The 14823-nt window shown below is 73.3% G+C and carries 12 protein-coding genes; 6 read left to right on the forward strand and 6 right to left on the reverse strand.

Translation table 11 applies throughout. The features are described from left to right. Window positions 1-37: 37 nt before the first annotated feature. The 3 genes from AB0C12_RS35630 to AB0C12_RS35640 are packed head-to-tail and all read right to left on the reverse strand — an operon-like array spanning window position 38 to window position 2803. Window positions 38-625 (reverse strand): GNAT family N-acetyltransferase, encoded by a 588-nt coding sequence (locus AB0C12_RS35630; protein ID WP_360554623.1) that lies wholly within the window; start codon window positions 623-625, stop codon window positions 38-40. Beyond that, window positions 622-2124 carry an APC family permease gene (locus AB0C12_RS35635; RefSeq protein ID WP_360554625.1) on the reverse strand — a complete coding sequence of 501 codons (1503 nt, stop codon included), beginning with the start codon at window positions 2122-2124 and terminating at the stop codon, window positions 622-624. The genes AB0C12_RS35630 and AB0C12_RS35635 overlap by 4 nt, the downstream gene beginning before the upstream one ends. A 31-nt stretch (window positions 2125-2155) precedes the next feature. Beyond that, a complete protein-coding gene (locus AB0C12_RS35640; RefSeq protein WP_360554627.1) occupies window positions 2156-2803 on the reverse strand; it encodes a GPP34 family phosphoprotein in 648 nt (215 codons plus the stop codon). 336 nt (window positions 2804-3139) lie between these two features. Here AB0C12_RS35640 and AB0C12_RS35645 point away from each other — a divergent pair, with 336 nt between their 5' ends. The 4 genes from AB0C12_RS35645 to AB0C12_RS35660 all read left to right on the forward strand — a co-directional run bounded on the left by AB0C12_RS35645 (window position 3140) and on the right by AB0C12_RS35660 (window position 7640). Continuing rightward, window positions 3140-4429 (forward strand): DUF1800 domain-containing protein, encoded by a 1290-nt coding sequence (locus AB0C12_RS35645; protein WP_360554629.1) that lies wholly within the window; start codon window positions 3140-3142, stop codon window positions 4427-4429. A 52-nt stretch (window positions 4430-4481) separates the two neighbouring features. Next, the gene (locus AB0C12_RS35650) at window positions 4482-5702 is read left to right on the forward strand and encodes a DUF1501 domain-containing protein (protein ID WP_360554630.1); all 1221 of its coding nucleotides are present in this window, start codon (window positions 4482-4484) and stop codon (window positions 5700-5702) included. A 63-nt stretch (window positions 5703-5765) separates the two neighbouring features. Beyond that, window positions 5766-6536: a class III extradiol ring-cleavage dioxygenase gene (locus AB0C12_RS35655; RefSeq protein WP_360554632.1), complete on the forward strand. Its 771-nt coding sequence runs from the start codon at window positions 5766-5768 to the stop codon at window positions 6534-6536. Between the two features lie 105 nt (window positions 6537-6641). Further along, window positions 6642-7640 carry a TerC family protein gene (locus AB0C12_RS35660; RefSeq protein ID WP_360554634.1) on the forward strand — a complete coding sequence of 333 codons (999 nt, stop codon included), beginning with the start codon at window positions 6642-6644 and terminating at the stop codon, window positions 7638-7640. Window positions 7641-7700: 60 nt separating this feature from the next. On the opposite strand, the gene AB0C12_RS35665 is transcribed toward AB0C12_RS35660, so the two are convergent. The 3 genes from AB0C12_RS35665 to AB0C12_RS35675 form a co-directional block, all read right to left on the reverse strand. Further along, window positions 7701-7946 (reverse strand): hypothetical protein, encoded by a 246-nt coding sequence (locus tag AB0C12_RS35665; RefSeq protein ID WP_360554635.1) that lies wholly within the window; start codon window positions 7944-7946, stop codon window positions 7701-7703. Window positions 7947-8201: 255 nt separating this feature from the next. Further along, window positions 8202-10433, reverse strand: coding sequence for a M4 family metallopeptidase (locus AB0C12_RS35670; protein ID WP_360554636.1), 2232 nt, complete (start codon window positions 10431-10433; stop codon window positions 8202-8204). A gap of 89 nt (window positions 10434-10522) precedes the next feature. Continuing rightward, complete coding sequence (locus tag AB0C12_RS35675) at window positions 10523-13303, reverse strand: AAA family ATPase (protein ID WP_360554638.1); 2781 nt, start codon at window positions 13301-13303, stop codon at window positions 10523-10525. Window positions 13304-13487: 184 nt separating this feature from the next. Between AB0C12_RS35675 and AB0C12_RS35680 the strand changes: the two genes are divergently transcribed. Together AB0C12_RS35680 and AB0C12_RS35685 are read left to right on the forward strand one after the other, a co-directional pair. Next, on the forward strand, window positions 13488-14273 hold the full coding sequence (locus tag AB0C12_RS35680; protein WP_360554640.1) for a thioesterase family protein: 786 nt from the start codon (window positions 13488-13490) through the stop codon (window positions 14271-14273). Continuing rightward, entirely contained in the window at window positions 14270-14776 is a 507-nt protein-coding gene (locus tag AB0C12_RS35685; RefSeq protein WP_360554642.1) for a hypothetical protein, read from the forward strand. Before AB0C12_RS35680 ends, AB0C12_RS35685 begins: the two co-directional genes overlap by 4 nt. Window positions 14777-14823 lie beyond the last annotated feature (47 nt).

Genomic DNA, 14823 nt, shown 5'->3' on the forward strand with positions numbered 1-14823 from the left:
GGTACGCCGATGGGCAGCGCCGCCACGACCGGGGGACTCAGGCCCGCCACATCCGGTAGAACGGTGTGTCGTCCGGCATCCGGATGTCGAACGGCATCATGTCGGTGTAGCCGTACCGGCGGTAGAGGCGGATGTTGTCCTCGTTGGTCGCCTCCAGGTACGCCGCCGCGCCGCCCAGGTCCTGGTGGGTGCTGTCCATCAGCGCACCGCCGAGGCCGTGGCCCTGGTGGTCCGGGTGGACCGCCAGGAAGGCCAGGTGCCAGTGCGGGTCCACCGGGTGGTGCTTGTCGAACAGCTCGTCCAGTTCGTGGAAGTGCGGCAGCCACTCCCCCGCCAGCGCGGCCAGACGCTCGTCGTAGTGCGGGATCTCCGGCATCTCGTGCGTACGGTCGAACCACACCGCGGCCGCCGCCAGGCCGCCCGCCGGGTCGTCGATCACGTCGACCTTGCCGCACAGCGGCGCGTGCTCGGTGAGCAGGGTGAAGAAGTCCCCCATCACCCGCAGCCGGGACCGCGGGTCCGGGACCAGCGACCGGTTCTGCTCCAGGTCGTCGAAGGACAGGGCGATGAGGGCGCCGACCGCCGGCAGTTCGGCCTCGGTGGCGGGGCGGATCACGGGAGTCACTGGTGGGCCTCCGAAGTGGCGTCGCGGAAGGAGTAGCCGGTGCCGGCGCTGCGTGCGCCCATGCCGATGCCGCGGTAGACCTGCGGGCGGCCGCGGCGCAGGATCAGCGCCCAGCCCACGCCGGCCAGGGTCAGCACCGCGTACGCGAGCGGGACCGCCCAGGTCGGGGTGGAACCGGGCTCGACGCCGAACAGCACGGCGATGTTGGTCAGCGCCAGGTACGTCACCACGAGCAGCAGCACCGTGCCGAGCACCGGTGCGCCGATGCGGTGCCAGACGTCCTCACCCTCGGGGTTGCGGGCGAAGTAGCCGATCACCGCGGCCGAGGTGACCGTGATCAGCAGCAGCACGCCGATGCCGCCGGTGGTGCCGCCCCAGAAGAACAGCTGCACCAGCGGGTCCCAGCCGGCCAGCGCGTACACCAGGATCGCGGCCAGACCCACGGCCGACTGGGCCAGGGAGCCGTTCTTCGGCGCGCCGGTGGCCGGCACCGTACGGCCGAAGGCGCGGGGCAGCACGCCCTCGCGGCCCAGCGAGAAGGTGTAGCGGGCGATGATGTTGTGGAACGAGATCATCGCGGCGATCAGCGAGGTCAGGAACAGGGCGTGACCCAGGTGCAGGGCGGTGCCGCCGAGCCGGTCGGAGGCGAGGTTGAAGAACAGCTCCGGGCCCTCGGCGCCGGCCCGGCCGATCGGGTCGGCCCCGGCGGCGGAGATCATCGCCCAGGCGGAGAAGGCGTACAGGACCGCGATCAGCGCGACCGCGATGTACGTGGCCCGCGGCACCGTACGGCGCGGATCGCGGGACTCCTCGCTGAACACCACGGACTGCTCGAAGCCGACGAAGCCGGTGACGGCCATGACCAGCAGCGCCCCCGCGCCCGTGCCGACCAGGCTGCCCGGGTTGAGCGGGGCGGACGAGGCCGCGAAGTCGGGGGTGAGCATGTCGGCGAAGCTGAAGATCACCACGAGCACGATCTCGGCGACCAGCAGGGTGGCCAGCACCTTGCCGTTGACCGCGACGTCGCGGACACCCAGCACGGCGACCAGCGCCCAGGCCACCAGGGAGATGCCCCACCACGGCAGGTCGACGCCGAACCAGTCGGCGAACAGCGGGGCGGCGATCGCGCCGAAGCCGCCGTACGAGGCGACCTGGAAGCTGTTGTAGGCCAGCAGCGCGACCCACGCCGCGCCGACCCCGAAGGGGCGGCCGATGCCCCGGGCGATGTAGGCGTAGAAGGCGCCGGCGTTGGCGATGTGCCGGGCCATCGCGACGTAGCCGACCGCGAAGACGGCGAGCACGAGCGCGACGGCGAGGAAGGCGATGGAGATGGCGGTGAGCCCGGTGACGGCGAGGCCGGTGGGCACGACGCCCGCCACGACGGTCAGCGGCGCGGCGGCCGACATCACGAAGAAGACGACGGCGGCGACGCCGAGGCGGTCGCGGGCCAGGGCGGTCGAGAGCTGGCTGGGTCTGGCCGGGGTGGAGGTGCTGGGCACTTGGGGATCTCCCAACGGGACGGAGGGGGTGTCAGGCGCGGCGGGCCATCACGGCGTCGCCGACGGCGGCCTCTGCGTGGCCGACGAGATGCTGCAGCGTGGCCGGCATCCGCCGGCGCAGCTGGTCGAACAGGTGGTCACGCTCACGGGCTTCGAGCGTGACGAGCACGTGCTGGTCGAGGCCGGTGGCCAGCACCAGCCCGGCCAGCACGAGATCGGGGCCGTCCAGCAGCTCGCCCCGGGTGGCGGCGATCCGGATCCGGGTGCCGGGCCAGGCGGCGGTGGCGGGGTCGGTCGGCTCGAAGCGGACCTTGGTGCCGAGCAGGCCGCGTTTCTCCACCCGGCGCACCAGCCCGGCGCGGGCCAGGCGCCGCTCGACGAGCTCGGTCGCGACGCCGGTGGCCAGGAAGGCGATCCAGTCCCGGATCTGGCGGTGGTGGCTCTCGCGCAGCAGCTGCTCCAGGACGGCGGCGGTGGCCGGTTCCGGGGTGGGCCGGTCGTCGAGCACGGTGACCTGGTTGTCGTACAGCTCCAGGCGGCGCCAGAAGACCAGCTCGCCGAGCAGGCCGGCGGCCAGGCCGAGGCCGAGGGTGGCCGGGGTGAGCAGGCACCGGCCGCGGGCGGCGTCATGGGCGGCCAGGTACAGGTCGTCGGCGAGCGGCAGCTGGGTGGTCGCCACTCGACGGTCTCCTTTCCCTCGTACGCGGACACGGCCGAGCGACCGCGGACCGTGATGACGGGCGGTGAGGGCAGGCTGACCGAGGTATGACGGCGGCGCCACGACCGGTTACGGTCAGCGGCGTCCAAGCAACACCGCGTAGCTTGCCAGCGCCCCGGGCGACACGCAATGTCCAGAGTGGCCGGATCCGAAATGCATCCTGCACGACGGTTCTGAGCTGCGGTTATGCGGTGCGCGAGATCGAGAAAGTTAACATCGTCTTCATCTGCCGAACGCGAACCCGGCCCGAACGCGACCCTTACCGAACGCTTACCCACCGGCCCTACCGTCGTCGGCATGACCGAACGTGTCGCGGTGTCCCATCTCCTGCGCAGGCTGACCTTCGGGCCGACGGCCGCCGAGGTCGACGCGGCCGAACGCGCGGGGGCCGGCGCCACCCTCCACAAAGTGCTCGAGCCGATCGGCCGTACCGTCGAGCTGCCGGACCTGGACCCTGGCGGCACGCCGCCGAAAGGCGCGAGCCGCGAGGAGAAGCAGAAGGCCCGGCAGGCCGCCCGGGCCCAGCTCACCACCGCGACCCGATGGTGGCTGGGCCGGATGGCCACGGAGTCCGGCGCGGCCGAGAAGCTCACCTTCTTCTGGCACGGCCACTGGGCCACCTCGGCCCAGAAGGTCCGCTCGGCGCCGTTGATGCTCGCCCAGCAGCAGACGTTCCGGCGCTACGGCGGCGGGGCGACCGGGCCGCTGGTCCGGGCGATGCTGCGTGATCCCGCGCTGATCCTCTGGCTCGACGGGCAGAAGAACACCCGCAAGGCCCCGAACGAGAATCTCGCCCGGGAGCTGATGGAGCTGTTCACCCTCGGCGTCGGCAGCTACGGCGAGGCCGACGTCAAGGCCGGGGCGCGGGTGCTCACCGGCTGGCAGGTCGACCGGGCGGCCGGCACCGCGGAGCTGCTCCCCCGCCGCCACGACGACGCGCCGGTCACGCTGCTCGGCAGCACCGGCCGCTTCGACGTCGACTCCTACGCCGACCTGCTGGTCCGGCACCCGGCGCACGCGCCCTTCCTGGCCCAGCGCCTCTGGGTGCGCTACGGCTCGGGCACCGCACCGGGACCGGAGACCACCGCCCGGCTGGCCGCCGCCGGTCGCACCGGCACCAGCGCGATGCTGCGGGCGCTGGCCACAGATCCGGCCTTCGCGGCCACCACCGGACAGCTCGTCAAGCAGCCGGTCGAGTGGCTGGTCGGCGCGGTCCGCCAGCTCGGCGTCAACCCGGCGAAGCTGCCGGAGAACAAGCAGAAGCAGCTCCTCGCCGGGCTGCGGGCACTCGGACAGGTGCCGTTCCGGCCGCCGAGTGTGGGCGGCTGGCCGGTCGGCGCGGCCTGGCTGACGACCTCGTCGGCCCGATCCCGGCTCCAGCACGGCCAGACCCTGACCGCACTGGCCGGCGCCGCGGTCGAGGACCTGGCGGACACCGGCCGCGACGACCGCGTCGAGGCCCTCGGCCGGTTGCTCGTCGTCGACGCCTGGACCGACCGGACCGCGGCAGTGCTGCGCGCGGCGGCCGCGGACCCGCGCCGACTGCTCGCCCTCGGCCTGGCCAGCCCTGAATACGCCGTCCACTGAAGGGACCGGCCGACCGCTGCTCCCCACCCCTGAAAGGACCGAAGGCGAAACCATGGACACCATCACCCGGCGCCGCTTCCTGACCGCCAGCGGCGTCGTCGGGGCCGGCGCGCTCGCCGCCGGCGGCTCCGCCTACGCCCTGCGCGACATCCTCGCCACCGCGGGAGACCGGGAGCCCGGCCGGATCCTCGTGCTGGTCACGCTCTACGGCGGCAACGACGGCCTGAACACCGTCATCCCGTACACGGATCCGGCCTATGCCGCGGCCCGGCCCGGCCTCGCCTACGACGACGGGCAGGTACTCGCGCTCGAGGACGGCGTCGGGCTCAACCCAGGACTGAAAGGCCTGCACAAACTGTACGGCGACCAGCGGCTCGCCGTCGTCCGCGGCGTCGGCTACCCGAAGCCGGACCGCAGCCACTTCCGGTCCATGGACATCTGGCAGACGGCCGCCCCGGAGCGCCCCGGCACCACCGGCTGGCTGGGCCGGTGGCTGGACACCGCGGGCGGGGACCCGCGGCTGGCGATCTCGTTCGAGCCGGTCCTGCCGCCGCTGCTGGCCGGCGCCACCAGTGCGGGAGCGACCGTGCCGGGCGGCGCGCTGACCCTGCCGAAGGGCGTGACGAAGCCGGTCCTCGACGGTTTCGGCACCGCGGCCGCCGGTGAGTCGCCGGCCCAGGCGCGGGCGGCGGGCTGCTTCGCCGACCTGGTCCGGGTGCAGGGGTTGATGACCGACGTCGCGGCCGAGGCGGAGGAGGACGACGCCGAGGGCCAGGCGACCGCGACCGGCGGCCAGGCGCCACCGCTGGACCAGCAGCTGGCACTGGTGGCCCGCTGCGTCGAGGCGGGTGCGGCCACCCGGGTCTACTCGGTGTCGCTCGGCGGCTTCGACCTGCACGCCGACGAGAAGACCGCCCAGGAGGCGCTGCTGACCAAGCTCGACAAGCCGCTGGCCGCGTTCGTGGAGCGGATGGCCGGCACCAAGGCCGGGCGCGACGTGGTGGTCGCGGTCTACTCGGAGTTCGGCCGCCGGGTCAAGGCCAACGCCTCGGACGGCACGGACCACGGCACCGCTTCCAACGTCCTGCTGCTCGGCGCCGGCATCAAGGGCGGCCTGTACGGCGAGGCGCCGAGCCTGACCGACCTCGACGACGGCGACCTGCGGCACACGGTCGACTTCCGCGACGTGTACGCGATGCTGCTCGCCGACGTGCTCGGCGCCGACCCGGAACGGATCCTGGACGGCTGGCGCGGGCGCCTCACATTTAGTTGACGGCTCAACTAAAGCGCCGTATCGTGGAGCCTGGTAGTTGAAGCGTCAAGTTCGGAGGTCTCCATGAGCGCCATGCCCGCCCTGTTCATCAGCCACGGCGCGCCGCCGCTGGTCGACGATCCCACCTGGGTCGGCCAGCTCCAGGAGCTCGCCCGGGACCTGCCCCGGCCCAAGGCGATCCTGATGGCCTCCGCGCACTGGGAGTCGGCGCCCCTGATGCTCGGGGCCACCGAGACGGTGCCGCTGGTCTACGACTTCGGCGGCTTCCCCCGCCACTACTACGAGGTGCAGTACCGGGCGCCCGGCGCACCCGAGCTGGCCACGCGGATCGAGAAGCTCATGCCCGACCGCGAGCGCGTCACCCGTACCGGCCGGGGGCTCGACCACGGGGCGTACGTGCCGCTCACGGTCATGTACCCGGACGCCGACATCCCGGTGCTGCAGATGTCGCTGCCCACCCTCGAGCCCGACCGGCTGCTGGAGATCGGCCGCCGGCTGGCGCCGCTGCGCGAGGAGGGTGTGCTCATCGTCGGCTCCGGCTTCACCACCCACGGGCTGCCGTTCCTGCGCGACTTCCGGCCGGAGGCGGCGGCGCCGGGCTGGTCGCGGGACTTCGACGCCTGGACGGCCGAGACGCTGGCCCGCGGGGCGATCGACGAGCTGGCCGACTTCCGGCAGCGGGCCCCCGGGATGCCGTACGCGCACCCGACGATCGAGCACTTCGCGCCGATGTTCCTCACCCTGGGCGCCGCGGCCGACCCCGAGCGGAGCCCGGAGCAGCCGATCGAGGGCTTCTGGATGGGCCTGTCCAAGCGCTCGTTCCAGGTCGCCTGAGCCACCGGCGAGGGGAATTCAGGATGTTCCCAGCCTGACCAGGGAACCTTGTGGGTACATTCCGCCAACCGCCCTTGCTGACTCACGCCCGGAGGTTCCTTCCCCATGCTGGAGGTCACCGCGCTCGGCTGGACGCTGACCATCGCGGTCATCGTCGCCCTGCTCGCCCTCGACCTGACCCTCGGCGTGCTGCGCCCGCACGCCGTCGGTTTCCGTGAGGCCACCGCCTGGTCGGTCTTCTACATCGCGATCGCCATCGCGTTCGGTTTCGTCTTCGCCGCGATCGCCGGCTGGGACTACGGCACGGAGTACTTCGCCGGCTACATCGTCGAGAAGAGTCTGTCGGTCGACAACCTCTTCGTCTTCGTGATCATCATGGGCACCTTCGCCGTGCCGGAGAAGTACCAGCAGGAGGTGCTGACCTTCGGCATCATCATCGCGCTGGTGCTGCGGGTCATCTTCATCGCGCTGGGCGCGACGCTGTTGTCGCTGTTCTCGTTCATGTTCCTGATCTTCGGCCTGATCCTGATCTACACGGCGGTGCAACTGTTCCGGCACCGCGACGAGGACCCCGATCCCGACAACGCCGTGGTGCGCGGGGCCAAGCGGCTCTTCCCGGTCACCCAGGACTTCCACGGCGGCAAGATGTTCACCCGCATCGACGGCAAGCGGACGGCCACCCCGCTGTTCATCACGCTGATCGCGATCGGCAGCGCCGACCTGCTGTTCGCGCTCGACTCGATCCCCGCGGTCTTCGGCGTCACCGAGGAGGCGTTCATCGTCTTCGCCGCCAACGCGTTCGCCCTGCTCGGCCTGCGGGCGCTCTTCTTCCTGGTCAAGGGCCTGCTGGACCGGCTGGTCTACCTCTCCACCGGACTGTCGATCATCCTGGCCTTCATCGGCGTCAAGCTGGTGCTGCACTGGGCCCACAAGGACATCAGCACGGCGGTGCCGGAGGTCAGCACCCCGGTCTCGCTCGGCGTCATCGTCGCGGTGCTGGTCATCACGACCGTGGCCAGCCTGATCAAGGTGCGCAAGGACCCGGACACGATCGCCCACGCGGGCGCCCTGCGCGCCCGCGAGGACCGGTCCGACCAGGAGTGACATGACGAGAACGGCCCCGGCGACAGTGCCGGGGCCGTTCTGTGTGCGCGGGGTGGTGCATCAGCCGCGATAGCCGCCGATGCCGCTGCCGGCCCGCTGCCGCTCGTAGTCCTGCTGGTTGAGGATCTCGCGAATCTCCCGCGTCTCCTCCTGCGTGTGCCGGCCCAGGATGAAGTCGAGCTCGGCGCGCTCGGCCGGGGTCTGGAACGCCGCGAGCTCGGCGCTGAGCCGGCGCCGGGCGGTCCGCTCGGTGCGACGGTTCGCCAGGTTCACGCGGACGTCGCGCAGCTGGGTGGTGAAAGGCATGATCCTTCTCCTCACGATGAGTGACGGCGAAAGCGTCGTCGCTTCCTGCAACAACCATCCGGGCTCTGGGCTTCCACACCAAACCGACCAGGTAAAACCTCAGCTACAGAAGTGATGGCGGCCACCGGATCTCTGTAGCCCAGGTCACTCTCCGTCGCCAATGTCCTGGTCAGACCATTGCGCCGGGCGGCCGTGTTTCCGGACACAACGAAGGCCCGCGGCGCTCGCCGCGGGCCTCCGGAGTGGTGCGTCGGATCAGAGAGTCAGGGTCCAGGTGTTGATGTAGCCGGTGTCGGCGCTGTAGACGTCACGGACCTGGAGCTTCCAGGCGCCGTTGGCGGCCTCCGAGGAGAGGTTCGCCGTGTACGTCGTGGCCACGTTGTCCGCGCTGTCCGAGCTGCTGCTGTTCTTCAGCCGGTACGCGGTCCCGTCCGGCGCCACCAGGTCGACGACCAGGTCACCGCGGTAGGTGTGGACGATGTTCACCGCGACCGTCGAGGTCGACGACGCCGAGCGGGCGCAGCCGGCGATCGTGATCGTGCTGGTCACCGCCGACCCGGCGTCCGGGATGGACACGTCGGTGGCGTTGGTGCCGGCGCAGCCGCCCCCGGTGCCGCCGGTGACCGTCAGCGTGTAGGTGGCGGTGTGCGTCGCCGAGCCGGTGCCCGTGACGGTGATCGGGTAGCTGCCCGACGCCGTGGCCGCCGTGGTGCTGATCGTCAGGGTCGACGACGAGCCGGAGGTCACCGAGGCCGGGCTGAACGAGGCGGTCGCCCCGCTCGGCAGGCCGGCGGCGGTCAGCGCCACGCTCTGCGCCGAACCGGAGGTGGTCGCCGTGGCCACGGTGGTGGTGGCCGACGAGCCGGCCGCGACGGTGCCCGAGGTGGGCGACACCGACACCGAGAAGTCGTTGGTCGGCGTACCGGTGGTGCAGGTGGCCTCGCCGCTCACCGCGGGGACGCTGACCGCGGCCCAGGCCGCCTTGACGGCGTTGAACTCGGCGCAGCTGGGGGCGTACAGGTTCTTCGCGGCGGCCAGCGTCGCGGTCCGGACCCCGGCATGCTTCCAGGTCGAGGTCTTCGACTGCATCGCGTTGTAGTAGATCTCGCCGGCCTTGCGGATGCCCAGGCCGGTCACCGTGCTCGAGTTGCAGGTCGGGCTGGCGGGCTGGCCGTTGGTCGGGTTCGAGCCCTCGGCGGTCAGGTAGAACCAGTGGTTCAGCGGACCGGCCGCGGCGTGCACCTCGGTCGACGGGATCGACGACGAGTAGCAGTTCGGGTCGCCGGCGAGCGACGGGTTGTACATGTACCGGATCGGGCCCTGGCCGACCAGGTCGACCTCCTCGCCGACCTGGTAGTCCGGCGGGTCGAGCGGGCTGTTGGCGAACGCCTCGGTCAGCGCGCCGAAGATGTCGCCGGTGGACTCGTTCAGGCCGCCGTTCTCGTTGCCGCTGCCCGCGCCGCCCGGGGTGGTCTGGAAGACGGCGTGGCCGAGCTCGTGACCGACCACGTCGATCGGGGTGGCCTGGCGGGTGTTCGCCTGGTTGTGGCCGAAGTTGACGTACGAGCCGTTCCAGTACGCGTTCACGTCGGCGAGCCCGACCCGGATCGGCGGCGTGTTGCCGTTGCCCAGGATGCCGTTGCGGTTGAACCACGAGGAGAACATGTCGACCTCACGCTGAGCACCCCACAGGGCGTCGACGCAGGCCGTCTCCAGGTTGGTGCCGGAGCCCGTCCCCCAGGCGTCGTCGGTGCCGGTGTACGCCGACCCGTTCTGCCCGCCGCACTTCAGGCCCGGACGGGTGGAGTCGGTCATGGAGAACGAGGAGCCGGAGCCCGAGGTGTTGATGGTCACGTTGCCGTAGTAGTAGCCGTTGCCGGAACCCTCACGCACGTAGTCGATCTCGTCGAGCACCGCACCGGTGGCCGCGTCGACGAAGATGTGCAGGTTGCTCGGCTTGTTCTGCGCCGTACGGCCCTCGACGACGGCCTCGTAGGCCAGCTTCGGGCTCTCCCCGGCGAGCACCTTGAGCTCGGGCGTGCTCGCACTGTCCACCTTGGCCAGCCGGGCCTTGGCGATGGCCGCCGCCCGGGCCGCGGTGATCTTCGCGGTGGTGCCGACGGAGATGGCGGCGGTCTCGGCGACCGCGGTGTCCTTGACCGTGCCGGCCGCGTCCGTGGTGACGACGACGTCGCCGCCGACCACGGCCAGGCCCTTGAAGGTGCGCGCGTAGGTCACGTACTGCAGGCCGCGGGTGCCCTGCACGACACCGGTGCGCTTGAGGTCGTCACCGGCGGAGCGCCGGAGTGCGGCGGCCTTGCCGGCGCTGTCGACGAGGCTGTCGGCGGAGGCGGCGGCGAGGGCCGCGGGGGCGGGGCTGGGGCTGGGCGCCTGCTGGGGGCTCGCGCCGGCGGGCGTCGCCGCCAGCGCCAGCGCCGCGCCGGTGGCCAGGGCCACCGAGGCTGTGATGAGTTTCTGACGTCCCACGCTCGTACTCCTTAACTCGACCCGGTCAGGGCGAGGCCTGGGCGCGGTGTCCCGGGGTCGGGAGGCACCAGGCTGACTGAGCAGTGACGCTATGCATCGACGACGGTCACCGAATCAGGGAAAACCCTTGTCGGTGCGAGCTCGGCCGCCGGCAGCCGGGACGAGAGCTGGGTGCGCGAGCGTACGCCGAGCTTGCGGTAGACCCGGGTGAGGGTGGCCTCGACCGTCTTGACGCTCAGGTACAGCTGGTTGGCGATCTCCCGGTTGCTGGCGCCGTCGCGGACCAGCCCGGCGATCCGCGCCTCGGTCGAGGTCAGCCCGAGGTCGGCCGGCGGCGCGGAACTGCCCTCGGTGCGGGCCAGCGCCCGTTCGGTCTGCTCGGTCCACGGCCGGGCGTCGGCCGCCAGGAACAGCGCCAGCGCCGCGCCGATCGCCACCCGGGCGGCCGCGTACCGGCGCCGCCGCCGCTCGGCACCACCCTGCACCAGCAACGCGTGGGCCTGCTCGATCGGCTGGCGCAGCTCGGCGAAGTGTGCCGCCGCGGCCGCCGACAGCTCGACCGCCGCGTCGGCCTGGCCGCTCTCGGACAGCACGACAGCGGTGGCCCGGTCCAGATAGCCGGTGACGCCCGGGTTCTCGCCCAGCCGGGCCGCCGCCGCCCGCGCCTCGGCGAGGATCCGCGCCGCCTCGTCGTGCTCCCCGAGCGCGGCCAGCCCACCGGCCAGGTCACCGCGCCAGCGCACGATCATCGGATCGGTCGCGCCACCGGCCGGTTCGCGCAGCCGGCGCAGCGCCGCCACCCCGGCCCGGGTCTCACCGGCGCGCAGCTCGGCCTGGCCCAGGGCGTGCAGGTTGCGGCGCAGGTAGAGGCTGTCACCCTCCTGCTCGGAGGCGCGCACCCCGCGGCGGGCGTACCCGGCCGCGGCGGCCAGGCTGCCCCCGGCGAGCTCGGCCACCGCCGCTGTGTACCAGGTCGGTCCGGGGCTCAGCCCGGCCCGCTGGGCGGCGGCGACGGCCCGGTGGGCGTACCGCAGGGCGTCGCGGCACCGGCCCGCCCGGGTCGCCACCTCCGCCAGGCTGCGCAGCACCTCGACCAGCGCCTCCCCGGTGCGGTCGTGCTCGGCCAGGGCCAGCAGGGTGAGCAGTTCGGCCCGGGCCTCGTCGAGCCGGTCGTCGACCATGGCGAAACGCGCGGCGAGGTAACGCGGGCCCATGTGCAGCCAGCCGGGCGCCTGCGGGGCCGGCAGCGCCAGGGCCTGCTCCAGCGTCCGCGTCCAGCGCGCTTCGCCGCGGATCCGCTGGATCTGGGCCAGCGCGCTGAGCGCCATCGCCCCGGTCGCCGGGTCACCGGCCTGCCGCGCCGCCGCGGCCGCGCCCACCGCCCAGTCCGCCGCGGTGCCCGGATCCCCGGCCAGCATCGCGGCCCAGGTCAGCCGCAACCGCACCGGCCCGATCAGGGTGACGTCGTCCCCGGCCTCGTGCAGCGCGGCGGCGAAGGTCTCCCCCATGTCGGCGAGCGCCTGCCCGGCCAGGTCGATCACCACCAGCCGGGCGGCGACCCGGTGCCGGGCCGGCGAGTCGGCGGCGGCCAGCACCGCCTCGGCGGCCCGCCCGGCCAGCGCGGGCACCCCGGCGGTCAGGGCGGTGCCGGCCGCGGCGGCGAGCCAGTCGAAGCGTTCGGCGGCCAGGCTGCGCGGGCACCGGTCGGCGGCCAGCAGATAGAGCTCGGCGGCGGTGCGCCCGTCGCCACGGCCCAGCGCCCGCTCGGCGGCGGCCACCAGATCGACGGCCACATCGGCGTCCGGCCGCCCGCTGCGCAGCGCCCGGTGCCGGACGTTGTCGGTCTCGTCCAGCGCCGCGTTCGCCAGAGCGTCGTGCACCCCCGCCCGGCGGGCCGCCCCGGCATCCTCGGCCAGCACGGCGGCGAGCGCGGGCGGCACGAACCGGATCGTCCCGCCGTGCACCTCGATCACACCGGCGGCCGCGGCGGCGCGCAGATCCCGGTCCGCGTCCTCGTGACCGGCCCGGATCAGCGTCGAGACGGTCGGCTCGGTGGCCAGCGCGGCGACGAGCAGCGTGCCGATGACCGGCGCGGGCAGCGCATCGAGGCGACGCCGCAGCAGCGCCCGGGCCGGCTCGGGCAGCGGCGCCGGGCGCCAGGCCGGACCAGCGGTGACGGCCCCGCCCAGGGCCAGCGCCAGGAACGGATTGCCGCCGCTGGCCTCGTGCAGCCGGCTGGCCGTCCGGCAGGGCAGGCCGCGCGCCTCCAGCAACGCGGTCAGCTCGTCGGCGGCCAGCGGCGGGACCAGCAGATCGGCGACCGGCGCGGGACACAACCGGGCCGCCCGGTGCCGCCCGACCGGGTCGGGGAACCGCTGGGCGGCGACCACCCGCACCCGCGGACCCGGGCGGCGCCGCATGGCGAAACCGATCAGCTCGGCCGACTCGGCGTCGAGCCACTGCACGTCGTCGATCACCAGCAGCACACACTGGGCACGGGCGCAGTGCGCGAGCAGGCCGGGCAGCACGAGACGGCGGGCCAGGGCGGGGGCGCCGGCGCGCGGAGCGGTGCCCTGGCGCAACACGGCCAGGGCGGTGCGGTGGGCGGGTGGCAGGGCGGCCAGGGACGCCGGCGGCAGCTGCGCCACGAGGTCGGCGATGCCCGCGTACGGCAGACGGCGCTCGGCCGGCGCGGGCCGCAGCCGCACGACCAGCTCTCCCCGCGCGGAGGCCGCGGCGGCGACGGCGTCCAGCAGAGCGGTCTTGCCGATGCCCTCCGGGCCGTGCAACGCCACCCCGCCGCCGGCGCCGAGCCGGGCCTCGACCGCGGCCAGCAGCGACGCCCGGCCGAAGAGGGTGGGCGACGCCATGATCTCCGAAACACCCCCTGGGCCTGATCGAGCATGCTCAGCCTAGGAACCCGGCCGCCAAGCATCAATGCTTGCGCATATGTCATTTTTCTTACGGCCGGACCCGGCCGGCGCCCCGGTTCTTCCCGGCCGCGGGTCCCCGGGCGGCCGGATCCACGCCGGGAACGGCCCGTAGGGTCAGGCAATGATCAGCTACTTCGAGCGGGCCGGCGTCGGACGGTTCCGGCCCACCGCCGCGACCGGCGGCGCCTGGGCCGTCGACGAGCAGCACATCAGCCCGATGACCGGCCTGATCGTGCACGCGGTCGAGCAGTTCACCGCCGCCCGCGGCGCCGACGGCCTGGTGGTCGCCCGGGTCAGCATGGACATCCTCGGCGTGCTCAAGCTGGAGGACTTCGAGATCCACGTCGAGACGGTACGGCCGGGACGCACCATCGAGCTCCTGGAAGCCGTCGTGATCGCCCGGGGCCGGCCCGCCGTACGGGCCCGGGTCTGGCGCCTGGCCGAGCCGGACACGGCCGGGGTGGCCGGCGGCGAGGTCGCGGCGCTGCCCGGCCCGGAGTCGGTGCCACGGTGGCCGATGTCCGACGCGTGGCCCGGCGAGTTCATCACCACGCTGGACGTACGCCCGATCGGCCCGGTGCGGCCGGGCCGGACGACGGCCTGGATCTCCACCGGGCTGGACCTGGTGGCCGGTGAGCCGGTCAGCGACCTGGCGAGCTACCTGGCCCTGGTGGACACGGCCAACGGGATCGCGATCCGCGAGTCCCCCAAGGAATGGCTCTTCCCCAACCTGGACCTGACGATCCACCTGCACCGGCAGCCCCGCGGGCGCTGGGTCGGCCTGGACACGTCGGTGGTGTTCGGGCCGCGGGGACACGGCCTGACCACGACCACGCTGCACGACCTGGACGGGCCGGTCGGCCGCGCGGAGCAGATCCTGACGGTCCGCCCGGCGCCGCGGCGGTGAGCTGGTCCCTGTACGCCGTGCCGCTGCACGATCTCGCCGAGGACGGGATGGCGGACTGGGCGAAGTCCACGAGCTTCAGCCGCGGCGTGCCCGATCAAGCGCCGCCGCCGCGCCCGTTGCCGTCCGTCGGCGATGTCCTCCGCGCGTTCCGGACGGCGGGGTGCCACGGGACGCCGTGGTTCATCGTCGACGCCACGGGAGCCGCCGAGCAGCTCGAGGAGTGTCCTGACCCGTCGGCCTGTCCCCGCACCGACGGACGCGACCTGGGCGAGGTCAGCCTCCGGGCCGAGGACCACGCCGACCGTGACCGGCCGCTCCCGCTGGACGCGGCGGTCCGTTCCCTGTCGTTCCGGAAGCCGGACGGCACGGCGGTCCTGGCCGCGATGTGCGCGCTCACGCCGGTCGCCGGGGCCCAGCTCGTCTACGACGACTCGGCCGACGAGGTGTTCGTGGTCCGGTCCGGCGAACGCGCCGAGGACCTGGTCGCCGACTGGCCCTGGTAGCCGTGTGACGACTGTCCCGGCTGGACTTCGCGCGGGCGGCGGCCCGG

Source organism: Actinoplanes sp. NPDC048967, assembly GCF_040649415.1.
Taxonomy (GTDB): domain Bacteria; phylum Actinomycetota; class Actinomycetes; order Mycobacteriales; family Micromonosporaceae; genus Actinoplanes.

Excerpts from the sequence above, each read along its gene's own strand:
- AB0C12_RS35645 (WP_360554629.1), top strand. The coding sequence starts at position 3,140 with ATGACCGAACGTGTCGCGGTGTCCCATCTCCTGCGCAGGCTGACCTTC.
- AB0C12_RS35650 (WP_360554630.1), top strand. The coding sequence starts at position 4,482 with ATGGACACCATCACCCGGCGCCGCTTCCTGACCGCCAGCGGCGTCGTC.
- AB0C12_RS35655 (WP_360554632.1), top strand. The coding sequence starts at position 5,766 with ATGAGCGCCATGCCCGCCCTGTTCATCAGCCACGGCGCGCCGCCGCTG.
- AB0C12_RS35660 (WP_360554634.1), top strand. The coding sequence starts at position 6,642 with ATGCTGGAGGTCACCGCGCTCGGCTGGACGCTGACCATCGCGGTCATC.
- AB0C12_RS35665 (WP_360554635.1), bottom strand. The coding sequence starts at position 7,946 with ATGCCTTTCACCACCCAGCTGCGCGACGTCCGCGTGAACCTGGCGAAC.
- AB0C12_RS35675 (WP_360554638.1), bottom strand. The coding sequence starts at position 13,303 with ATGGCGTCGCCCACCCTCTTCGGCCGGGCGTCGCTGCTGGCCGCGGTC.
- AB0C12_RS35680 (WP_360554640.1), top strand. The coding sequence starts at position 13,488 with ATGATCAGCTACTTCGAGCGGGCCGGCGTCGGACGGTTCCGGCCCACC.